The organism is Achromobacter anxifer (assembly GCF_903652925.1).
GTDB classification, from domain to species: Bacteria; Pseudomonadota; Gammaproteobacteria; order Burkholderiales; family Burkholderiaceae_B; genus Achromobacter; species Achromobacter anxifer.
Genome location: NZ_CAHLAR010000007.1, coordinates 62,513 through 83,342, shown reverse-complemented (window position 1 = coordinate 83,342; position 20,830 = coordinate 62,513). Strand labels below are relative to the sequence as shown.

The following is a 20,830-nucleotide window of genomic DNA, read 5'->3' as shown; positions in this document are numbered from 1 at the left end:
ATCGGATATCTGCAACGAAAAAAGTGAAGGCGTTCAGGCGACCTGCTGGCCGGCCAGGCGGGCCAGTTCGGCGTCGTCGGGCATCTTGCCGTCGAACCAGATGCTGGCGCAGACGGCGGACATGGCGCGGCCGTCATGGCCGATGCCGGGCACGACCTGCAGCTTCCAGCCGAACGGCACGCCGCGACGCTCCGCTTCCTTGCGGCCGAACTCGAAGTAGTTCTGGGCGCGCGCAAAGCGGTGCGGGCCCTGGCGCATGGCGGCGGGTTCGGACGGCAGGTTGGGATCGTCGGTGGCGATGTCCTTGTCGCCCGCCAGGATGGTCATCGGGTAGGCCAGCAGCTTGACCAGGTGGTCCTCGGTCAGGCCGACGCCGTCCATGCCTTCGGGGAAGGGATGGTCGAAGGTCGGCAGCGTGTACCAGCCCGGGTTGCCCGCGGCCACGGCCTTGAACGGCGCATGCGACTGACTGCTCATCAGGCGGTGCACGAACTGGCCGCCGGCGGAATGGCCGAACATGTAGACGTTCTGGCCGTCGGTGATTTCCGCTGCGATCAGGTCCTTGATGACGTTGCCCACCAGCGCGTAGGTCCAGCCGTCGACGTGACGCGGATTGCCGCCGGCCGAGAACACGCGGCCGTTGTTGTAGCTTTCCACGCCGGGCCAGATCTCGTTGGAGAAGGTCAGCGCCACGATCAGGAGCTTGTGCTTGTCGGCGGCGTCGACCCAGAAGTCGCGGTACTCATCGCCGTTGCGCAGCACGCCGTGCTGCACGATGACCACCGGGCAGTCGGGCGTGTGGCCGTAGGGGCGGTAGGTCTGGAGCTTGAAGGGACGGTCGGAATTGCGGTCCTCGTCCACATACAGGATGGCGTTGCGGCCGGCATGGCCCAGTTCGGAGACGATGCGGTCGACGTTGGACATCTCGGAGGGTTTCATCAGGCGTTTGCCTCATTCAGGTGGCAGGCCGACCAGTGGCCTGCGGAGATTTCTTTCAGGACCGGCGCCTGCTCGCGGCAGCGCGGCATGGCGTGGGGGCAGCGGGGATTGAAGGTACAGCCCGGCGGCGGGTTCAGCGGCGACGGGATTTCGCCCTTGATCGGCGTGAACTTGCGGCCGCGGCGGCCCACGTCCGGCACTTCGGCCATCAGGGCCTGGGTGTAGGGGTGGTTGGCGCGGGCGAAGATCTCGGCCGACGTGGAGATTTCCACGATCTTGCCCAGGTACATGATCGCGACGCGGTCGGAGATGTGCTTGACCACGCCCAGGTCGTGGCTGATGAACAGGTACGTGAAGCCGTGCTGTTCGCGCAAGTCCATGAACAGGTTGATCACCTGCGCCTGGATCGACACGTCCAGCGCGGCCACGGGCTCGTCGCAGACCAGGAACTTCGGCGCCACCATCAGCGCGCGGGCGATGCCGATGCGCTGGCGCTGGCCGCCCGAGATCTGGTGCGGGAAGCGGTCGCGGTATTCGGGGTCCAGGCCGACTTCCTGCAGCGCGCGGTCGATGCGCGCCGGGATCTCGGCGCTGGGCGCCAGCTTGTGGACCTTGAGCGATTCGCCCAGGATCTGGCGCAGGCGCTGGCGCGGGTTCAGCGAGGCCTGCGGATCCTGGAAGATCATCTGCACGCCCAGCGTATAGGCCAGCTTGTCGGCGCCGCGCAGGCGGCGTGCTTCCTGGCCCTGGTACAGCAGTTGGCCTTCGGTCTGGCCGTGCAGGCCGGCGACGACGCGGCCCAACGTGGATTTGCCGCAGCCGGATTCGCCGACCAGGCCCACGACTTCGCCGCGCTTGATCGACAGGTCCACGCCGTTGACCGCATACACGGTGCGGCGGTCGATGGGGCGGCCGGTCAGGGCCAGGATGCGCTGGGCCAGGTCGGGCCGCTGCTCGAAGCGCTTGTGGACGTTCTTGAGCTCGATGACGGGAGTATCGGCTTGGCTCATACCGGCTGGGCCTCGCGGGTAATCGGCACGTAGCAGCGGTAGTTGCGCGCGCCTTCGGTGGTAACGGTGGGGGCTTGTTCGGTGCAGCGGGTGACGGCGCTGGTGCAGCGCGGCCGGAACGGACAGCCCGAGGGGCGGCCGGCCAGGCTGGGCGCCATGCCGTTGATCTGGTGCAGGCGCGCGCCGGGCTGGGTGGCGCCGGGCATCGAGTCCAGCAGGCCCTTGGTATAGGGGTGGCGCGGTGCGTCCAGCACTTCTTCGACCGGGCCGCTTTCGACGATGCGGCCGGCGTACATCACGGCCACGCGGTCGGCCAGTTCGGCCACCACGCCCAGATCGTGGGTGATCCAGATCAGCGCCGTGTTGTGCTCGCGGCAGATCTCCTGCATGCGATAGAGGATCTGGCCCTGGATGGTGACGTCCAGCGCCGTGGTCGGCTCGTCGCAGATGATCAGGTCGGGCTTGTTCAGCATGGCGATCGCGATCGCCACGCGCTGGCGCATGCCGCCCGAGAATTCGTGCGGATAGCTCTTCAGGCGCTTTTCCGGCGAAGGAATACCAACCATGGCAAGCGCTTCGCGGCAGCGTTCCTCGGCCTCGGCGCGCGGCACGTCTTCGTGGGTCAGGATGGCTTCCATCATCTGCTCGCCGATGCGCAGCACCGGATTGAGCGTCATCAGGGGATCCTGGAAGATCATGGCGATGCGGTTGCCGCGCAGCTGGCGCATCTGCTCTTCGCTCAGCTTGCGCAGGTCCGTGCCCTTGAACTTCACCTCGCCGTCCACGACTTCCCCGGGCGGGTCGATCAGGCCCAGCAGCGAGAAGCCGGTGACGGATTTGCCGGAACCCGATTCGCCGACCAGGCCGACGATCTCGCCGCGGCGCACGGTCAGGTCGACGCCGTCGACCGCCAGCCAGGCGCCGGCTTCGGTATGGAATGCGGTGCGCAGGCCGCGCACGTCTAGAAGGATTTCGCTCATGCTCGACGGGGATCCAGGCTTTCGCGCAGGCGGTCGCCTACGATATTGATGGAGAGGATCAGCACCAGCAGGGCGATGCCCGGGAACAGGCTGATCCAGTAGTCACCCGACAGCAGGTACTGGAAGCCGTTGGAAATCAGCAGGCCCAGCGAAGGTTCGGTGATGGGCACGCCCACGCCCAGGAACGACAGCGTTGCTTCCAGCGCGATCGCGGTGGCGATCTGGATGGTGGCGAACACCATGACGGGGCCCAGGCAGTTGGGCAGCAGGTGGAACAGCATGATGCGCCAGGCCGGGTAGCCCAGGTTGGCGGCGGCTTCCACATATTCCTTGCGGCGTTCCTGCAGCGCGCGGCTGCGCATGATGCGCGCGTAGTGGCCCCACTGCACCAGCACCAGGGCCAGGATCACCTTGTCGACCCCGCGCCCCAATACCACCAGCAGCACCAGCGCCACCAGGATGGTCGGAAAACCCAGGATGAAGTCGACGATGCGCATGAGCACGGTATCGACCACGCCGCCGACGTAGGCGGCGACCAGGCCGATGGCGCCGCCCACGGCGGTGGCCAGCACCACGGCAGACAGGCCGACCATCAGGCTGATGCGCAGGCCATACAGGATGGCGCTGAGCATGTCGCGGCCCTGGTCGTCGGTGCCGAGCCAGGCGATGCTGCCGTCCATCAGCGCCTGGCGCGGCGCCAGGCGGCCGTCCATGAGCGAGAGGTTGGCCAGGTCGTACGGATTCTGCGGCGCGAAGTAGGGCGCGAAGACCACCAGGATGATCAGGATGGCCAGCGCGATGACGGAGCCGCGCACCGTCGGGCGCGCGTGCAGTTTCTTCAGGATGGAGGCGCGCTTGGGCGTCTCAGCCAGGGGCTGGACGGTGCGGGTGCGGCCGGGATTCGGAGTTTGAGCCATGGCGGATTATTGAGCGGGAGTCACGAGCTGCACGCGCGGATCGAGCGTGGCGTACAGGATGTCCACAACCAGGTTGATGATCACGAAGATCAGGGTGACCAGCATCACGTAGGCCACCACGACCGGGCGGTCCAGCTGGTAGACGCTGTCGATCAGCAGCTTGCCCATGCCTGGCCATGCGAACACGGTTTCGGTGATGGTGGAGTAGGCGATGAGGGTGCCGAACTCCATGCCGATCACGGTGACCACGGGGATCAGGATGTTGCGCAGGATGTGGCGGCGCACGATGCGGCCCGGCTTCACGCCCTTGGCGCGCGCGAACTTCACGTAGTCCTGGCTGCGCGCCTCGACCACGCCCGAGGCGGTCAGGCGCAGCACCAGGGCGATGTTGGCCAGCGCCAGGTTGATGGCCGGCATGATCAGGTGCGACCAGCCGTCGGCGGTCAGGATGGACAGGCGCACGCCCAGCACGGTGACCGTGTCGCCGCGGCCGGTGGCCGGCAGCCAGCCCAGCCACACCGCAAACAGCAGGATCAGCATCATGCCCTGCCAGAAGTTCGGCAGCGAGAAGCCCAGCACCGAGGTGGCCATGATGCCTCGGCCCAGCGGCTGGTCGCGGTACAGGCCCGCGATCAGTCCCAGCGGAATGCCGAAGACACAGGTCAGCATGATGGCGACCACCACCAGCTCGAACGTGGCGGGGATGCGCTGCACGATCAGCTCGATGGCGGGGATGCCGTGCACGAAGGACGTGCCCAGGTCGCCATGCAGCGCGCGCCACAGGAAGCCTGTGTATTGCTGCCATACCGGCAGGTCCAGGCCGAGGCGGGCGATCATCGCCTCGCGCGCGGCCTGGCTGGCTTCGGGACTGACCAGCAGTTCTATCGGGTCGCCCACGGCATAGACCGCGAAGAAGACCACGACCGAAACGGCCAGCAGCACGAACAGACTCTGGATCAGTCTGCGTAGGATGAACAAGGCCACGAGATTATTTCCTTGGTGGGCTCAGGGTTTGCGGGCGCCGCGTAGGGACTTACTTGGCGGGCTTGGCCGACATGGCCAGGGTGTACTGGTCGGCGCGGCCTTCGTAGGTCAGTCCCTTGCGGAACGCCCAGATGCTGCTTTCGAAGTGCAGGGGAATGCTGGGCAGGTCGGCCAGCGCAAGCGTCAGCGACTCCTGCAGCAGCTTTTCGCGCGCAGCCGGGTCCACGGTGACAAGGGCGCGCTTGAACACGCGGTCGAACTCGGGGTTGTCATAGCCGCCGTAGTTGCTGGTGCCCAGGCCGTGTTCCTTGTCGAACGCGCTGACCCAGTATTGCAGGAAAGACGAGGCCTCGCCCGTTTCCGACGACCAGCCGCCCATGGCGAAGCTGAATTCGCGCTTGGCGCGCTTGGGGAAGAACACCGAGCGCGTCATGGTGTCGACGGTGGTCTTGATGCCCACGCGCGACAGGTATTGCGCCACGGCCTGCGTGATCTGCGCGTCGTTGATGTAGCGGTCGTTGGTGGATGAGACGGTCAGCTCGAAGCCGTTGGGGTAGCCGGCCTCGGCCAGCAGCTTCTTGGCGCCGGCCGGGTCGTACTTGAGTACGGGCGGCTTGGGCAAGGTGCCGAACATGCCGTCGGGCAGGAACTGGTTGGCCGGCGTGGCCGCGCCGTCCATGATGCGGTCGGCGATGGTCTTGCGGTCGATGGCCATGGAAATGGCGCGGCGCACGCGCACGTCCTGCAGCGGGTTCTTGCCATCCGCCGCCTTCACGCCAGGGCTGGGGTTGCGCGCCACGTCGGGCTGGAAGTACACCACGCGCACCGACGGCGTGATGACGTGGCCGAAGCCCGGCGTTTCCGAGATGCGCTTGACGTCGCGCGCGGCCGGGTTCTCGATCAGGTCGAAGTCGCCCGCCAGGAGGCCGGTCAGGCGCGGGCCGGCGGCCGGCACGGGCACCATCTTCACGTTGGCCCAGGCCGGCTTGTCGCCCCAGTACGCGTCGTTGCGCGCCAGCTCGATGGCGGTGCCCTTGACGTAGCTCTTCAGGGTGTAGGGGCCGGTGCCGATCACGGAGCGGCCGGTATTGAAGTCGGCCACGGTGGGCCAGGCGCCGGTGACGCCGCACTTGTTCTTCAGGTCGAAGCTGATCGGGCCGTGTTCGGCGATGCCGTTCCACAGCATGCCCATGCGGGTCAGGTCGTTGGGCAGCAGCGGATAGGGCTGGCGCGTCTTGATCACCAGGGTGTTGCCGTCGCGCACCTGCACGTCTGCGAACTTCTGGATGATGGACGGGTACGAGCTGCTGATGGACTGCTCGTTGTTCACCACGCGGCAGAAGGTGAACAGCACGTCCTGCGCCGTGAAGGGCTGGCCGTTGGAGAACTTGACGCCGTCGCGCAGCGTGAATTCCCAGGTCGTGTCGTCCACCGGCTTCCAGGCCGTGGCCAGCCGCGGAATCAGGTTCATCTTGGCGTCCTGGCCCACCAGCGTCTCGAACATGTGCGAGGTCATCGCATCGTTCGGCGTGGCCTGGTGGTAGTGCGGATCCATCGAGGTCGGCTCGGACGACAGGCCGATCCGCAGGGTGCCGGCGGCATCCTGCGCGTAGGCCGCGGTCGTACAGGCGGCCATCGCACAGGCCATGAGAATGCTGCGGTAGAGCGTCTGGGCAGACATGGATTTGTCCCTTTGTTGTATTGGTTATGGTGTTGCAAGGCGGCGTCCCTGCCGGGCCGCCGCGGGTCTTCAGGCGATGGGCTGCGCCAGCCGGACGACGGTGACGCCGGGCCGCAGATTGGCCGTGGACGGCATGATCAGCACGCAATCGTCATAGGGGGTGACCACGGGCTCGCCCTCGGACCAGCCGATCAGGGTGCCGGCGCGGGCCAGCGTTTCCAGGCCCTTCCAGGGCTGGGCGAAGCGGAAGTCCGCGCTCTTGGCGGCGATCGCATCGGTCACGCGCAGCGCGCGCTGCGTGGACGCGGCGGGAGCGAACCAGTCCGCGGGCAGGTCGCCGCGGTCCACCGTGCCGGCTTGCACCAGGAAGCGCGCCATCTGGTCGACCGCGACGCCGCGCGCTTCGGGCGCGCCGTGGAAGCCGCATTCGATCAGCAGGGAGCGCGTGCCGTTGTCGCCGGCTTCGCCGAAGCGGCCGTAGTCGCGCATGCGCACGCCGGCGGCGTGGCCGGCGTCGGCAATGATGGTGGCGGGGTTGCTCAGCGCCAGCGCCAGGTCGATATTGCGTTGTTCCAGGCCGGTCAGCTGCAGCGGCACGTCGGAATTGCTCATCGAATGGAAGTCCAGCAGCCAGTCGGCCTGCTCCACCCAGGGTCGGATCTCGGCCGCGCGGCGGCGTTCCTGGCTGGCGGGCGCGCTCAGCTTGTCGTCGCTCCAGACCCGGTTCATGTCTTCGTCGACGAAGCGCGCGGGGGCGTAGTTGGCGACATCGAAGCGGTCGAACGCCGCCAGGTTGCAGAACGCCAGCGTCAGCGAGCCGCGGCGCGGGCGCAGGCCCGCCGCCAGCGCGTCCTTCAGCGCCCAGGCGCCGCAAAGTTCATTGCCATGGATCAGGGCGCTGAGCATGACGCGCTTGCCCGGCGCGCCCGAATCGAAATGCCAGACGCCCGGGGTGTCCGTGTTGCCCACCCGCTCGGCGGACAGGTCCGGACAGGCAAGAAGAAATGGGCGCGGAAGGGACGCGGGGGCGGGCGTGGACATGGGGACTCCGATGAAGCGACGGGATTGTATAGGCGATGGCGTTCAGGTGGCGGCTAGGCGCCCGTGCGGGCGCGCGCCACAGCGCGTCGGGCGCTGAATCTGGCTGCAAACACGGATTTTCCCTTATTTTTGGGGCGCGTAAAGGGCGCGCCGCCTTCGAGTATTGGGCGAATTCTAGGAGCTTGGAAGCTTTCTCTACAATTAGAAAATTTATCTGGAGCTTTGCAGAAAAGGCAAAGCTTACTCCACCATTCCTTGCGGGCCCCGGAGGTCGAACGTGCACGGCATCGCCTTGAAGTATTTTCTGGAGGTCGCCCAGGCGGGCAGCCTGAGCGGCGCGTCGGAGCGCCTGCATGTGGCGGTGTCGGCCATCAGCCGGCAGATCGCCAAGCTGGAAGAGGAGGCGGGTGCGCCGCTGTTCGAGCGCGCCGCGCGCGGCATGGTGCTGAGCGAGGCGGGACGGCTGCTGTTGGCGCACGCCCGGCGCACCATGCTGGAAGCCGATTCCGTCCTGCAGGAGATCGCCGCGATCAAGGGCACCGCGCGCAACGAGATCCGGGTGGCCTCGGTGGAGGGCGTGGCGCGGATCTTCCTGCCCTCGGTCATGGCCAGGTTCCACCGCGACTGGCCCAACATCCGCTTCGATCTGCACGTGGGGTCGCCCGCCGAGGTCAGCCGCCGGGTGGCCGAGGGCAGCGTGGAGCTGGGCATGGCCTTCATCGCCGAGCGCATCAGCGGGGTCAGCCCGCGCTATTCGCGCCGCGCGCCGGTGCACGCGGTGATGGCCGCCGACCATCCGCTGGCGTACCGAGCCAGCGTCAGCCTGCAGGATCTGAGCCAGTACCCGCTGGCGCTGACCGGGCCCGGCACCACCACGCGGCAGCTATTTGAAATGGGTTGCGCGCTGGAATCGGTACAGCTGGAGCCGGCGCTGACCTGCAACGACTCCTCGCCGCTGCATGGTTTTGTTCTAGGTTCGGACGCCATCATGCTCAGCGGCTACATCTCGGTGGCCTGGAGCCTGCAGCGCGACGAGCTGATCGCGGTGCCGATTTCCAATGCCGAACTGCAGTCTCGCACCCTGCAGATCCAGGTCATGCCGGGCCGGGTGCTGCCGCCCGCGGCCGAAGCGTTCGCCGAGCTGCTGTGCAGCGAACTGGACCGCGCGCTGCAAGGCGGGGCGGCCAAGCAGGCGTAGCGGTCCGGGCGAAAAAAAAACGGCTGCGCGAGGCAGCCGTTTTTCGTTCAGGCGGACCTGATCATTGCTTGTCGGGCGTGACCGAGGTGGCCAGCGTGTACTGGTCGCGGCGGCCTTCGTAGGTGATGCCCTTGCGGAAGGCCCAGATGCTGCTTTCGAAGTGCAGCGGGATCAGCGGCACGTTGTCCAGCGCGATCTGGGTGGATTGCTGCAACAGCTTCTCGCGCTTGGGCGCGTCCACCGTCACGATGGCTTCCTTGTAGACCTTGTCGAAGTCGGCATTGCTGAAGCCGCCGTAGTTGCTGGTGCCCAGGCTGTTAGGGGAATCCAGGGACGCGACCCACAGCTGGAACAGCGCCGAGGCTTCACCCGTTTCCGCTGGCCAGCCGCCCATCGAGAAGCTGAACTCGCGCTTGGCGCGCTTGGGGAAGTAGATGGAAGCCGTCATGGCGTCCACGTTGGTCTTGATGCCGATGCGGGCCAGGTACTGGGCCACGGCTTGCGCAACCTGGCCGTCGTTGACGTAGCGGTCGTTGGTGGACGACAGCGTCAGTTCAAAGCCGTTCGGGTAGCCGGCTTCGGCCAGCAGCTTCTTGGCGCCTTCCGGGTCGAACTTGATTTCCGGGGCCTGGGGCAGCGCGCCGAACATGCCGTCGGGCATGTACTGGTAGGCCGGGGTGGCCATGCCGTCCATGATGCGGGCAGTGATGGTCTTGCGGTCGATGGCCATCGAGATAGCCTTGCGCACGCGCAGGTCCTGCAGCGGGTTCTTGCCGTCGGCGCTCTTGACGAAGGGGCTCGGGTTGCGGCCCACGTCCGGCTGGAAGAAGACCAGGCGGGTCGACGGGGTGGCGACGAAGCCGAACTTGGGGTTGTCCTTCAGGCGCGGCAGGTCGCGCGCGGCGGGGTTTTCGATCATGTCGAAGTCGCCGGACAGCAGGCCGGTCAGGCGCGGGCCGGCCGACGGCACCGGCACGAACTTCACTTCCTTCCAGTAGGGCTTGGGACCCCAGTAGTTTTCATTGCGGACCAGCTCGATGCCGGTGCCCTTGACGTAGGACTTCAGGGTGTACGGGCCGGTGCCGATGGCGTCCTTGCCGTTGTTGAAGTCGGCCACGGTGGGCCAGGCGCCGGTCACGCCGCAACCCTTCTTGGGGTCGAACGTGAGCTTGCCGTGTTCGACGATGCCGTTCCAGACGATGGGCAGCGAGCGCGCCAGTTCGGCGGGCATCAGGGGGAAGGGCTCGCCGGTCTTGATGATCACGGTGTGCGCATCCGGCGTCTGCACGTCGGTGATGCGCTTGGTCATGTCCATGTAGGACTGCGACACGTTGGTTTCGTTGTTCAGCGTGCGGCAGATCGTGAACAGCACGTCTTCGGACGTGAACGGCTTGCCGTTGGAGAACTTGACGTCGTCGCGCAGCTTGAATTCCCAGGTCTGGTCGTCCAGCGTCTTCCAGGAGGTGGCCAGGGCGGGCACCAGCTTCATGTCGGCGCTGCGGCCCACCAGGGAGCTGTAGACGTGCGCGGAGAACGCGTCGTTCTGCGTCATCTTGTGGTAGTGGGGGTCCGCCGAGGTGGGTTCGGCCGACAGGCCGATCTTCAGCGTCTGGGCTTGGGCGGCGGCCAGGGGAATGGCGGCGGCCGCAAGGGCCAGGGTGGTGCGCAACTTCATGGTGACAACTCCGGATGGGGAACGAACCGGATCGCGCCTGCGTGTAAACCGGCCTGCGCCAGCCGCGCTTGCGGCGTCGCCTGGAAGGGGGGCTCAGGGGGTTTTGGCGCCGGGCACGACGGCAAGGGGCCGATTATCGGTAGGGGCTTCGCGCACTGTCAATGCGCAATGGCAAGCGTGGCGCTAGGGAAAACGCTGAGGGGGGAGGGAAATGAGGGCGCCGCGCTGCCTCGTCTGGAGGCCTGCGCGGCGCGATGGCGCCCGGGTGAGGGACGGGGCGCCGAAGAACCGCCGCAGCGGGCGCCGGGAAACCGGCGGGCGTTGCGGCGGGGTCGCGCCAGGCTGAATCGCGGGAGATCGGTCGCGGTTCAGGCCGGCGCGGCAGGGCTTACCACTGCGAGCCGGAGAAGCGCGAGCTGGCGGCGCGAGCCTTGTTCATCGAATCGTTCACTTCGTCGATGAAGGCAAACACAGCGGCAACAGCTGCGACTACGGCTTGGCCGGCCTTCTTCAGGCTGGTCAGCGGATGGGAATTCGGTTGGTTCTCGAGGGCGCCGCGGAGCAGATCGCGCTCCAGCGCATCGGTCAGGCGGGCAGTGTGGTTCAGGGTCAGTTCGCTCATGGTTTGCTCCAGTCCGTTTCGTCTTGGTGTAAACCATTATAGGGATAACCCTAGGATCGATGCAATGCTATTTTTAGGGTAAACCCCTATGTGTTGTAAAAATGTTTATTTGCCGGGGACTTAGCGCCCGTTACGCAGGGCGCGCGCGGCATCCGCCAGCTCTCCGGCGGTCAGGCCGATGGGGCCGACGCCCTGGGCCACCAGCGCATCGGCCGCCGCGCCGTGCAGCCAAACCGCGCCGGCCACTGCCTGATCCAGAGGCAGCTTCTGGGCGATCAGCGAGCCCAGCATCCCTGCCAATACGTCCCCGGTTCCGGCGGTCGCCAGCCCTGGGTTGCCGCTGGTGTTGATCCGCAGTGCGCCGTCGGGGGCGCAGACCACGGTGCCCGCGCCCTTGAGCACGACCCAGGCCCGGTAGCGCTGCGCCAGTTTCCAGGCGGCGCCCCGGCGGTCGGCCTGCACCTCGGCCGCGGCAATGCCCAGCAGGCGGCCGGCTTCGGCCGGGTGGGGCGTCAGCACCACGGGGCCGGCGCCCCAGTTGGGCTGGATCTCGCCGCGGGCCAGCAGGTTCAGGCCGTCCGCGTCCAGCACCAGCGGCGCCTCGCGCCGCAGCACGAACAGCTCGGACAGCGCATTGGCCGCCAGGGCGTCCGTGCCGATGCCGCAGCCGGCGACCCAGGCGGTGACGCCCCAGTCGGATTCCAGCAGCGAACGGCTGTCGCGCAGCATCAGTTCGGGTTGCAGCGGATCGCAGGCCAGGGGCGCGGCGTCCTGGACAAAGCCGACCAGCACCTTGCCGGCGCCGATCTTCAGGGCGGCCCTCGCGGCCAGCAGGGCCGCGCCGGTCATGCCGGGGCCGCCGCCCACCACGCCCACCGTGCCGAAACTGCCCTTGTGGGTGTCCTGGCCGCGGGGGGCGAACAGGGCGGGCAGGCCGGCGCGGTCGATGGCGCCGCCGGGGGACGGGGCGGTAGTGTTCATGGGCTGAGGCTCCTGGGGGTGGCGGCGTGGCGCGTGGATGCGTATCTACTATAGTGCGCCCAAACGGTCCGGCATCCGGCCTGGTTCAACCGACAAGACAATGTGGAGACGAGCATGAGCGACATCACGCTGGAACACTATTCCGCCTACGAGTCCCTGAAGCTGCGCCGGCATCCGGGCGGCGTGCTGGAGGTGATCATGGGCGCCAAGGGCGGCAAGCCGGGCAAGCTGTCCACCGCCGACGACCGCATGCACCGCGAACTGGCCGACATCTGGCGCGACATCGACACCGACCCCGACACCCGGGTGGTGGTGATCCGCGGCGAGGGCAAGGGCTTTTCGGGCGGCGGCGACCTGGACCTGGTGCAGCAGATGGCGGACGATTTCGACGTGCGCACCCGCGTCTGGCGCGAAGCCCGCGACCTGGTCTACAACATCATCAACTGCAACAAGCCCATCGTGTCCGCCATGCATGGCGCGGCCGTGGGCGCGGGCCTGGTGGCGGGCCTGCTGGCCGACATCTCGATCGCGGCGCGGGATGCGCGCATCATCGACGGCCACACCCGCCTGGGCGTGACGGCGGGCGACCACGCCGCCATCGTCTGGCCGCTGCTTTGCGGCATGGCCCGCGCCAAGTACTACCTGATGCTGTGCGAAACCGTCACCGGCGAGGAAGCCGAGCGCATCGGCCTGGTGTCCCTGTGCGTGGACGAGGCCGAGCTGATCGGCCGCGCCTTCGAGGTCGCCAACAAGCTGGCCGCCGGCTCGCAGACCGCCATCCGCTGGACCAAGTATTCGCTGAACAACTGGCTGCGCATGGCGGGGCCGAGCTTCGATACCTCGCTGGCCTTGGAATTCATGGGTTTCGGCGGCCCGGACGTGCGCGAAGGGATCCAGTCCCTGCGCGAACGCCGCGCGCCGAATTTCCGGCCGGACTCGCCGTTTTGAGGGAAACGGGCCCTGTCAGTGCGTATGACGGGCCTGGCCTTGAATGATGGGTCTGGCTTGCAGGAAGGGTGAAGCGCGGTAGATGCCGGAGTTCTTGCGTACAACCTCCCGCGCGCCACCCATCCTACTTCTTGAAGAACTTTGCGAACGCCGCCTGCGCCTCTTCGGATTGCAGGCGGAGGCGGAATTGCTGGGCCTCGTAGTCCAGCGTGTCCTGGATGGCCTGGCGGTCCGCGCGGCGCAGCATGGTCTTGGTCAGGCGCAGCGCGGCCGGCGGCTGGCGCGCCAGGTCGGCAGCGGTGGCTTGCGCCGCCGCCAGCGCCTGGCCCTTGGGCGTGACCGAGGTGGCCAGTCCGGCGTCGCAGGCGTCCTGCGCCGTGAAGGCCTTGCCTTGCAGCAGCCATTCGGCGGCGCGGCGCGCGCCCGCCAGCCGAGGCATCAGCAGGCTGGACGCGCCTTCCGGGCATAGCCCCAATGCCACGAAGGGCATGCGCAAGGTGGCGCCTTCGCCGATGTGAACGAAATCGCAATGTTGCAGCAGGGTCACGCCGATGCCGACGGCGTAGCCCTCGACCGCCGCGATGACCGGCACGTCCGCCGTGGTCAGCGCGCGCAGGAAGGTCAGGCCGGCGCTGTCGCCCGCGCCGCGCTCCGCCTGGAAGTCGCGCAAGTCATTGCCAGCCGTGAAATGCTCGCCCGCGCCCGTCAGGATCACCGCCGCCACCGCCGTGTCGGCGGACGCCAGCGCAATCTGCTCGGTCAGCGCGGCGTAGGTTGCGGTGTCCAGCGCGTTGCGCCGGTCCGGACGGTTGATGGTCAGCGTCAGCACCGCGCCGTTGCGGCTGACCTGCAGGCCGGCGCTCATGCGCCGAACCCTTGGGCCAGGCGGGCCTTGGCCTGTGCATACTCGCTGCGCAGCGTGTCCACGATCTGACGCGTCGGCTGCACGCTGGCGATGCCGCCCACGCCTTGGCCGGCGCCCCAGATGTCCTTCCAGGGCTTGACCCGGCTGGAGCCGAAATTCGACGCGCCGCTATCAGGCTGCGGCAGGTTGGCCGGATCCAGGCCGGCCGCGGTGATGCTGGCCTTCAGGTAGTTGCCGGGGATACCGGTGAAGAACGGCGTGTACAGGATGTCGGAGGCGCTGGCTTCGACGATGGCGGCCTTGTAGCCTTCGCTGGCGTTGGCTTCCTCGCTGGCGATGAAGCGCGTGCCCATGTAGGCGAAGTCCGCGCCCATGGCCTGTGCGGCCAGAACGTGCGCGCCCGAGGTGATGGCGCCAGACAGGATCAGCGGGCCGTCATAGAAGCGGCGCACTTCGGACACCAGGGCGAAGGGGCTGAGCGTGCCCGCGTGGCCGCCGGCGCCGGCGCACACCAGGATCAGGCCGTCCACGCCGGCCTCCAGCGCCTTTTCGGCGTGGCGGATCGTGGTCACGTCGTGGAACACCTTGCCGCCCCAGTCATGGATGCCTTTGACCAGGTCGCCGGGCGCGCGCAGGCTGGTGATGATCAGCGGCACGCGGTGGCTGGCGCACACGGCCAGGTCCTGCTCCAGGCGGTCGTTGGACTGGTGGATGATCTGGTTGACGGCGAACGGCGCCACGGTCGCGCCGGGGTTGGCCTCGCGGTGCGAGGCCAAGCCGGCCTGGATTTCGTCCAGCCAGTCGTTCAGCAGGCTTTGCGGGCGCGCGTTCAGCGCGGGGAACGAGCCCACGATGCCGCTGGTGCACTGCGCCACCACCAGCTTCGGATTGGACACGATGAACATGGGGGCGCAGATGACCGGCAGGGACATCTGGCCGTACAAATCAGTCACGAGAGAGTGGGGCATGGCGTCGTCGCGGAAAAAGGTCACAGGAAGACTTGAACATCGGGACTTGAGCATCGCTGGCGGGTGTGCCTATAATTACCTACCGACCGTCCGGTAATTAATTAATCCTTATTAAACGGCATGCGCCGAAGCGCTGTCAATGGAGGTTCGCGAGTCCCTCCGACTGCTTCGGCGCGGCCCTTGAAAGGCTGCCATGGCGACCTCCGCTCCTCCCGCCCAGAAACGCGCCCGCGCCGGCCGTCCGCCCACCGTGGCGGCCCCGCGCGAACGCATCCTGGAAGAAGCCGCCAAGCTGTTCGCCCGCAGCGGCTACGACGGCAGTTCCGTGTCGGACCTGGCCGCCGCGCTCGGCGTGTCCAAGGCGGCCATCTACCACTACTACACCACCAAGCAGGACATCTACGACGCCATCATCCTGGCCGTGTTGAGCGGCCTGACACAGGCCGTGGCCCAGGAAGTGGCGCGCGCGGAAGGCGCCACCGCCCAACTGCGAGCCTTCATGGCCAGCCATGCGCGCTACTTCGAACAGCATCACGCCGAATTCGTCACCATGTTGATCGGCTATTCCGGCATGGCGCTGCCTGAACGCGAAGACGCCGCCCGCCTGCGCGACGGTTACGAAAAGCGCCTGCGCGAGCTGATCGCCCAGGGCGTCGCTGCCGGCGAGTTCCGGCCGCTGGACGTGGCCACGGCGGGCCGCGCCGTGTTGTCCATGCTGAATTGGATGGTGCGCTGGTACAAGCCCGGCCAGGGCGACAGCGCCGAAACCATCGCCGCCGGCTATTTCGATCTGCTGGTGGGTGGCATGCGCGCCTGAGCGCTGCCGTTCCCGGCTTCCTGCCTCTTGTGAGACTCCCATCATGGCCCTCGATACCGAAACCCTGAACCTGCTGCTGGACGCCGTGCGCCGTTTCGTGCACGAACGATTGATTCCCGCCGAAGACGAACTGGCCGCCAGCGGCCAGGTGCCGCCCGACATCGTCGCCGAAATGCGCGACCTGGGCCTGTTCGGCCTGTCCATCTCGCCCGACTACGGCGGCCTGGGCCTGACCATGGAAGAGGAAGTGCGGGTGGTCTTCGAGCTGGGCCAGACCTCGCCCGCGTTCCGTTCGCTGGCCGGCACCAACATCGGCATCGGCTCGCAAGCCATCGTGCTGGCCGGCACCGACGAGCAGCGCGCGCACTACCTGCCCAAGCTGGCCAGCGGCGAACTGATAGGCTCGTTCGCGCTGACGGAGCCCGATGCCGGCTCCGACGCCATGGCGCTGCGCCTGTCCGCCGTGCGCGACGGCGACAGCTACGTACTCAACGGCACCAAGCGCTACATCACCAACGCGCCCATCGCCGGGCTGTTCTCGGTCATGGCGCGCACCGCGCCGGAACGCCGCGCCAATTCCATCTCGTGCTTCCTGGTCGAGGCCGGCACGCCGGGCCTTTCCATCGGCAAGCCTGACAAGAAGATGGGCCAGGCCGGCGCCCTGACCAGCGACGTGGTGTTCGACAACTGCCGCGTGCCGGCCAGCGCGCTGCTGGGCGGGGAAGAGGGCAACGGCTTCCGCACCTCGATGCGGGTGCTGGACAAGGGCCGCCTGCATATTTCGGCGCTGTGCGTGGGCATTGCCGACCGCCTGCTGCGCGACGCGGTGAAGTACGCCATTGAGCGTAAGCAATTCGGCCAGCCCATCGCCGAGTTCCAGCTGATCCAGGCCATGATCGCCGACAGCCAGGCCGAGCTCTATGCCGCGCGCTGCATGGTGCTGGACGCCGCCCGCATGCGCGACCGCGGCGAAAACACCACCATGCAGGCCGCCTGCTGCAAGCTCTACGCCACCGAGATGGTGGGCCGCGTGGCCGACCGCGCGGTGCAGATCCATGGCGGCGCCGGCTACATGTCCGAGTACGCGGTCGAGCGCTTCTACCGCGACGTGCGCCTGTTCCGCATCTTCGAGGGCACCACGCAGATCCAGCAGCTGGTGATCGCCCGCGAAACCATCAAGGCGCATTCCTGAGCGCGGACCTGGCCCGAGAGGCTAATATCCTGCATGACTGACGGTGATCCGGCGGCGGCCCCCGGCCGCGCCGGAGCATGACGCGCCAGCGGCCGCACGCCGCCGGCATGACGGAATTCCAGTCTGGCCCGCGCGCAATCGCGGGCCGGACGTTTTCATTTCTCTTCTGGCGAAAAGATTACAGATGTCGCAACGTCCCGCTCCCCTTACCGGCATACGCGTGCTGGATCTCACCCGCGTCCTCGCGGGCCCCTGGTGCACCCAGAACCTCGCCGACCTCGGCGCCGAGGTCATCAAGATCGAACGCCCCGGCGCGGGCGACGACACGCGGGCCTGGGGGCCTCCGTACCTGAAGGACGAGGCGGGCAACGACACCACCGAAGCCGCCTACTACCTGTCCGCCAACCGCAACAAGCTGTCGGTGGCGCTGGACATCGCTTCGCCGCGCGGCGCGGAACTGGTGCGCGAACTGGCGCTGCAAAGCGACATCCTGGTGGAAAACTTCAAGGTCGGCGGCCTCTCCAAGTACGGCCTGGACTACGAAAGCCTGAAGGAACTCAATCCGCGCCTGATCTATTGCTCGATCACCGGCTTCGGCCAGACCGGCCCCTACGCCAGCCGCCCCGGCTATGACTTCATGATCCAGGGCATGGGCGGCCTGATGAGCATCACCGGCGAACGCGACGACCTGCCCGGTGGCGGTCCGCAAAAGGCCGGCGTGGCCGTGACCGATCTGATGACCGGCATGTATTCCACGGTGGGCATCCTGGCCGCGCTGCACGAGCGTTCGCGCAGCGGCCTGGGCCAGCACATCGACATGGCGCTGCTGGACTGCCAGGTCAGCATGCTGGCCAACCAGAACCTGAACTACATGACCTCGGGCGTGGCTCCCAAGCGCGCCGGCAACGCCCACCAGAACCTGGTGCCTTACCAGGTGTTCGCGGCCAGCGACGGCCACCTGATCGTGGCGGTCGGCAACGACAGCCAGTTCCGCAATTACTGCGGCGCCATCGGCTTGCCGGAACTGTCGGCCGATCCGCGCTTCTCCACCAATCCGCAGCGCGTGAAGAACCGCGCCGAACTGGTGCCGCTGCTGGCCGAACGCATGGCCACCGGCGCGCGCGACCACTGGCTGGCGTCGCTGGAAGCCGTGGGCGTTCCGGCCGGCCCCATCAACACGCTGGACCAGGTCTACGAAGACCCGCAGGTCCTGGCGCGCGGCATGAAGCGCGAATTGCCGCATCCGACCGCGGGCACGGTGCCGATTGCTTCCAGTCCGCTGAAGTTTTCCGACAGCCCGGTCGAGTACCGCCGCGCGCCGCCCCTGCTGGGCGAGCACACCGAGCAGGTGCTGGCCGAGAAGCTGGGCCTGTCGGCCGAAGAAATCCAGGCGCTGGCGCAGAGCCGGTCCTGAACCCTATTCAGATAAAAGCAGGAGAGTGTTGATGACGGAGATTCAAACCATCGGCGTCGTGGGCGCCGGGGCCATGGGGCGCGGTATCGCGCAGATCGCGGCGCAAGCTGGGCTGCGCGTGCGCCTGTACGACACCAGCGCCGACGCCGTCGCGGCCGCGCGCGAGTCGCTGCGGCAGACCTGGGACAAGCTGGCCCAGAAGGGCAAGATGAGCGCCGCCGACGCGCAGGCCGCGCTGGCGCGCGTGGAGTCCGCCACCGCGCTGACCGACATGTCGAACTGCCAGTTGGTGGTGGAAGCCATCGTCGAGCGCCTGGACGTCAAGCGCGACCTGTTCGCCGCGCTGGAAGGCGTGGTGGCTGAAGACTGCATCCTGGCATCGAACACCTCGTCGCTGTCCATCACCGCCATCGCCGCCGCCTGCAAGCGCCCGCAGCGCGTGGCCGGCTACCACTTCTTCAACCCCGTCGCGCTGATGAAGGTGGTCGAAGTCATCGACGGCCTGCGCAGCGCGCCCGAAGTCGGCGACGCGCTGGCGGAACTGGCGCGCCGCATGGGCCACACGCCCGTGCGCGCCAAGGACATGCCGGGCTTCATCGTCAACCATGCCGGCCGCGGCATGAATACCGAAGGCCTGCGCGTGGCGCAGGAAGCCGTGGCGACCTTCGCCCAGGTCGACGCCGTGATGCGCGAGCAGGCGGGTTTCCGCATGGGCCCGTTCGAACTGTTGGACCTGACGGCGCTGGACGTGTCGCATCCCGTCATGGAGTCCATCTACCGCCAGTTCTTCGACGAACCGCGTTTCCGTCCCTCGCCCATCACCACCGTGCGCCTGGCCGGCGGGCTGATCGGCCGCAAGGCCGGTGAAGGCTTCTACGTCTATGCCGACGGCCAGAAGCAGGTGCCGGCCGAGCCGCCCGTGCCGGCGCTGCCCGAGAACCTCAAGGTCTGGGTCAGCCCCAAGCACGCCGAAGGCTATGCCCGCGCCGCCGCGCTGGTCGAAAAGCTGGGCGCCACGCTGGTGACCGGTTCCACGCCCGACGCCGACGCGCTGATCCTCGTCACGCCCTTCGGCGAAGACGTCTCCACCACCGTTTCCGCGCAAGGCCTGAACGCGGCCCGCACGGTCGGCCTGGACACGCTCTACGCTTTCGACGGCGCCAAGCGCCGCACCATCATGGTGTCGCCCGCCACCGAAACCAAGTGGCGCGACGCGGCGCACGCGCTGCTGGCCGCCGACGGCGTGCCCGTCACGGTGATCGAGGATTCGCCGGGCTTCATCGCCCAGCGCATCGTGGCCACCATCGTCAACATCGCCAGCGACATCGCGCAGCAGCAGATCGCCACGCCCAAGGACATCGACCTGGCGGTGACGCTGGGCCTGGGCTATCCGGTGGGTCCGCTGGCCCTGGGCGACAAGCTCGGCGCCGACCGCATCCTGGAAATCCTGAAGAGCATGCAGCGCGTGACCGGCGATCCGCGCTATCGCCCCAGCCTGTGGCTGCAGCGCCGCGTGCAGCTCGGCATGTCGCTGACCAAGGCGGCCGGCGAGCAATGATCTGACGAGCCGCGTGCGGGGATGTCCCTTGCATGCGCGGCAAAGCCCGCAAGGCGTCATGCCTTGCGGGCTTTTTCATGCACCGCGCGCGGCATCTGCGGTCAGTCCGGCCGCGACTGCCGGTCCCGCCCCAGGCGGCGCAATTCATCCAGCGTGTGGCGCAGCAGCCGTGACGGCTGGCTATCCCCGCGCACGTACATGCCGACCGAGCGCGTAAGCGCCTGCCGCAGCCGCGTCTTGCGCACGCCGCGCTGGGTTGCGTTGTCGAGCGAGGATTCGGGCAGCAGGGCGATGCCGCAGTCGTGCTGCACGAAGCGGGCAATGGTGTTCAGGTCCCGCAGGGAATGGACCGGATTGAAGGGCTGGGAAGCGGCCTGGAAGGCGCGTTCGGTCAGCACGCGCACGCTGGTGCCGGGCGGCATGCTGATCAGGGGCAGCCGCGCCAGTTCCTCGGGCGCCCAGCGCGTCACGTCCGGCTTGATCCGGGCGCTGTGGAATAGCACGAAGGGCTCGGTAAACAGCTCCTGATAGACGAGATCGGAGGCGGCTTCATCGTTCATGGTGGTCACGGCGATGTCCACCCTGCGCTCGCGCAGCAATTGCAGGGCTTCGCTGGCGATGGGATCGAAGACGTCCACCCGGACCCGCGGATGCTTGTGCGCCAGGCTCTGGATCAGCAGCGGGATGAGCGAGGCCGCGAGCGTCGGCAAGGCAGCCACCGCGACCCGGTTGTTGCGGTCGCGCAGCCGCTGTTCCAGCTCCAGCATGCCCTTGTCATGCAGCGCGGTGATCTTGCGCGCGGTTTCGAGTATGTCCTGGCCTTCGCGCGACAGCCGCACCATGCGGGTGGTGCGCTCGAACAGCTGGACGCCCAGCGTCTCTTCCGTTTCCTTCAGCAGTTTGCTCAGCGTGGGCTGCGTCACGTGCAGCATCTCGGCCGTTCTCTGGAAGCTCAGCGTTTCGGCCAGCAGCACGAAGATACGCAGTTGTCTCGTCGTCAGATTCATTCTTTTTGTCTATCAATGCCGTCCAAATCGGAA

18 protein-coding genes and 1 pseudogene are annotated in these 20,830 nt (G+C 67.5%); 6 read left to right on the top strand and 13 right to left on the bottom strand.

Features of this window, described 5'->3' with window-relative positions:
- Positions 1-33: 33 nt before the first annotated feature.
- The 7 genes from HWY37_RS21875 to HWY37_RS21845 form a co-directional block, all read right to left on the bottom strand.
- Positions 34-939, bottom strand: a complete 906-nt coding sequence (locus HWY37_RS21875) for a prolyl oligopeptidase family serine peptidase (protein WP_175206881.1) — start codon at positions 937-939, stop codon at positions 34-36.
- On the bottom strand, positions 939-1,949 hold the full coding sequence (locus HWY37_RS21870) for an ABC transporter ATP-binding protein (RefSeq protein WP_176089846.1): 1,011 nt from the start codon (positions 1,947-1,949) through the stop codon (positions 939-941). Before HWY37_RS21870 ends, HWY37_RS21875 begins: the two co-directional genes overlap by 1 nt.
- Complete coding sequence (locus HWY37_RS21865; protein ID WP_054455169.1) at positions 1,946-2,929, bottom strand: ABC transporter ATP-binding protein; 984 nt, start codon at positions 2,927-2,929, stop codon at positions 1,946-1,948. The genes HWY37_RS21870 and HWY37_RS21865 overlap by 4 nt, the downstream gene beginning before the upstream one ends.
- Complete coding sequence (locus HWY37_RS21860) at positions 2,926-3,846, bottom strand: ABC transporter permease (RefSeq protein WP_176089845.1); 921 nt, start codon at positions 3,844-3,846, stop codon at positions 2,926-2,928. The genes HWY37_RS21865 and HWY37_RS21860 overlap by 4 nt, the downstream gene beginning before the upstream one ends.
- A 6-nt stretch (positions 3,847-3,852) precedes the next feature.
- The gene (locus tag HWY37_RS21855) at positions 3,853-4,830 is read right to left on the bottom strand and encodes an ABC transporter permease (RefSeq protein ID WP_088138004.1); all 978 of its coding nucleotides are present in this window, start codon (positions 4,828-4,830) and stop codon (positions 3,853-3,855) included.
- A gap of 49 nt (positions 4,831-4,879) precedes the next feature.
- Positions 4,880-6,511: an ABC transporter substrate-binding protein gene (locus HWY37_RS21850; protein WP_176089844.1), complete on the bottom strand. Its 1,632-nt coding sequence runs from the start codon at positions 6,509-6,511 to the stop codon at positions 4,880-4,882.
- A 69-nt stretch (positions 6,512-6,580) separates the two neighbouring features.
- The gene (locus HWY37_RS21845; protein WP_176089843.1) at positions 6,581-7,552 is read right to left on the bottom strand and encodes a M14 family metallopeptidase; all 972 of its coding nucleotides are present in this window, start codon (positions 7,550-7,552) and stop codon (positions 6,581-6,583) included.
- 277 nt (positions 7,553-7,829) lie between these two features.
- Between HWY37_RS21845 and HWY37_RS21840 the strand changes: the two genes are divergently transcribed.
- A complete protein-coding gene (locus HWY37_RS21840) occupies positions 7,830-8,750 on the top strand; it encodes a LysR family transcriptional regulator (RefSeq protein ID WP_176089842.1) in 921 nt (306 codons plus the stop codon).
- A gap of 61 nt (positions 8,751-8,811) precedes the next feature.
- Here the strand turns inward: HWY37_RS21840 and HWY37_RS21835 are convergent, their stop codons facing one another.
- The 3 genes from HWY37_RS21835 to HWY37_RS21825 all read right to left on the bottom strand — a co-directional run bounded on the left by HWY37_RS21835 (position 8,812) and on the right by HWY37_RS21825 (position 12,028).
- Positions 8,812-10,425: an ABC transporter substrate-binding protein gene (locus tag HWY37_RS21835; protein WP_176089841.1), complete on the bottom strand. Its 1,614-nt coding sequence runs from the start codon at positions 10,423-10,425 to the stop codon at positions 8,812-8,814.
- A 388-nt stretch (positions 10,426-10,813) separates the two neighbouring features.
- The gene (locus HWY37_RS21830; protein WP_175206888.1) at positions 10,814-11,047 is read right to left on the bottom strand and encodes a hypothetical protein; all 234 of its coding nucleotides are present in this window, start codon (positions 11,045-11,047) and stop codon (positions 10,814-10,816) included.
- Between the two features lie 120 nt (positions 11,048-11,167).
- Complete coding sequence (locus HWY37_RS21825; RefSeq protein WP_176089840.1) at positions 11,168-12,028, bottom strand: NAD(P)H-hydrate dehydratase; 861 nt, start codon at positions 12,026-12,028, stop codon at positions 11,168-11,170.
- Between the two features lie 114 nt (positions 12,029-12,142).
- Between HWY37_RS21825 and HWY37_RS21820 the strand changes: the two genes are divergently transcribed.
- Complete coding sequence (locus tag HWY37_RS21820) at positions 12,143-12,976, top strand: enoyl-CoA hydratase/isomerase family protein (RefSeq protein ID WP_013391155.1); 834 nt, start codon at positions 12,143-12,145, stop codon at positions 12,974-12,976.
- A 124-nt stretch (positions 12,977-13,100) separates the two neighbouring features.
- On the opposite strand, the gene HWY37_RS21815 is transcribed toward HWY37_RS21820, so the two are convergent.
- Positions 13,101-13,841, bottom strand: a complete 741-nt coding sequence (locus HWY37_RS21815) for an enoyl-CoA hydratase-related protein (protein WP_175206890.1) — start codon at positions 13,839-13,841, stop codon at positions 13,101-13,103.
- Entirely contained in the window at positions 13,838-14,809 is a 972-nt protein-coding gene (locus HWY37_RS21810) for an NAD(P)H-dependent flavin oxidoreductase (protein WP_175206891.1), read from the bottom strand. Before HWY37_RS21810 ends, HWY37_RS21815 begins: the two co-directional genes overlap by 4 nt.
- A gap of 193 nt (positions 14,810-15,002) precedes the next feature.
- On the opposite strand from HWY37_RS21810, the gene HWY37_RS21805 reads away from it, so the two are divergent.
- The 4 genes and pseudogenes from HWY37_RS21805 to HWY37_RS21790 all read left to right on the top strand — a co-directional run.
- Entirely contained in the window at positions 15,003-15,626 is a 624-nt protein-coding gene (locus HWY37_RS21805) for a TetR/AcrR family transcriptional regulator (protein ID WP_176089839.1), read from the top strand.
- A 43-nt stretch (positions 15,627-15,669) separates the two neighbouring features.
- Positions 15,670-16,818 (top strand): acyl-CoA dehydrogenase family protein, encoded by a 1,149-nt coding sequence (locus tag HWY37_RS21800; RefSeq protein WP_175206893.1) that lies wholly within the window; start codon positions 15,670-15,672, stop codon positions 16,816-16,818.
- A gap of 184 nt (positions 16,819-17,002) precedes the next feature.
- Entirely contained in the window at positions 17,003-18,232 is a 1,230-nt protein-coding gene (locus HWY37_RS21795; protein ID WP_175206894.1) for a CaiB/BaiF CoA transferase family protein, read from the top strand.
- Between the two features lie 16 nt (positions 18,233-18,248).
- Positions 18,249-19,790 (top strand): annotated as a pseudogene (locus HWY37_RS21790) (3-hydroxyacyl-CoA dehydrogenase); the annotation flags it as partial.
- Positions 19,791-19,891: 101 nt separating this feature from the next.
- Here the strand turns inward: HWY37_RS21790 and HWY37_RS21785 are convergent.
- Positions 19,892-20,797 (bottom strand): LysR family transcriptional regulator, encoded by a 906-nt coding sequence (locus HWY37_RS21785; protein ID WP_175206896.1) that lies wholly within the window; start codon positions 20,795-20,797, stop codon positions 19,892-19,894.
- Positions 20,798-20,830 lie beyond the last annotated feature (33 nt).

Bases quoted from the DNA above. Each gene is read 5' to 3' on its own strand.
- HWY37_RS21875 (WP_175206881.1), bottom strand. From the start codon at position 939: ATGAAACCCTCCGAGATGTCCAACGTCGACCGCATCGTCTCCGAACTG.
- HWY37_RS21870 (WP_176089846.1), bottom strand. From the start codon at position 1,949: ATGAGCCAAGCCGATACTCCCGTCATCGAGCTCAAGAACGTCCACAAG.
- HWY37_RS21865 (WP_054455169.1), bottom strand. From the start codon at position 2,929: ATGAGCGAAATCCTTCTAGACGTGCGCGGCCTGCGCACCGCATTCCAT.
- HWY37_RS21860 (WP_176089845.1), bottom strand. From the start codon at position 3,846: ATGGCTCAAACTCCGAATCCCGGCCGCACCCGCACCGTCCAGCCCCTG.
- HWY37_RS21850 (WP_176089844.1), bottom strand. From the start codon at position 6,511: ATGTCTGCCCAGACGCTCTACCGCAGCATTCTCATGGCCTGTGCGATG.
- HWY37_RS21845 (WP_176089843.1), bottom strand. From the start codon at position 7,552: ATGTCCACGCCCGCCCCCGCGTCCCTTCCGCGCCCATTTCTTCTTGCC.
- HWY37_RS21835 (WP_176089841.1), bottom strand. From the start codon at position 10,425: ATGAAGTTGCGCACCACCCTGGCCCTTGCGGCCGCCGCCATTCCCCTG.
- HWY37_RS21830 (WP_175206888.1), bottom strand. From the start codon at position 11,047: ATGAGCGAACTGACCCTGAACCACACTGCCCGCCTGACCGATGCGCTG.
- HWY37_RS21825 (WP_176089840.1), bottom strand. From the start codon at position 12,028: ATGAACACTACCGCCCCGTCCCCCGGCGGCGCCATCGACCGCGCCGGC.
- HWY37_RS21820 (WP_013391155.1), top strand. From the start codon at position 12,143: ATGAGCGACATCACGCTGGAACACTATTCCGCCTACGAGTCCCTGAAG.
- HWY37_RS21815 (WP_175206890.1), bottom strand. From the start codon at position 13,841: ATGAGCGCCGGCCTGCAGGTCAGCCGCAACGGCGCGGTGCTGACGCTG.
- HWY37_RS21810 (WP_175206891.1), bottom strand. From the start codon at position 14,809: ATGCCCCACTCTCTCGTGACTGATTTGTACGGCCAGATGTCCCTGCCG.
- HWY37_RS21805 (WP_176089839.1), top strand. From the start codon at position 15,003: ATGGCGACCTCCGCTCCTCCCGCCCAGAAACGCGCCCGCGCCGGCCGT.
- HWY37_RS21800 (WP_175206893.1), top strand. From the start codon at position 15,670: ATGGCCCTCGATACCGAAACCCTGAACCTGCTGCTGGACGCCGTGCGC.
- HWY37_RS21795 (WP_175206894.1), top strand. From the start codon at position 17,003: ATGTCGCAACGTCCCGCTCCCCTTACCGGCATACGCGTGCTGGATCTC.
- HWY37_RS21785 (WP_175206896.1), bottom strand. From the start codon at position 20,797: ATGAATCTGACGACGAGACAACTGCGTATCTTCGTGCTGCTGGCCGAA.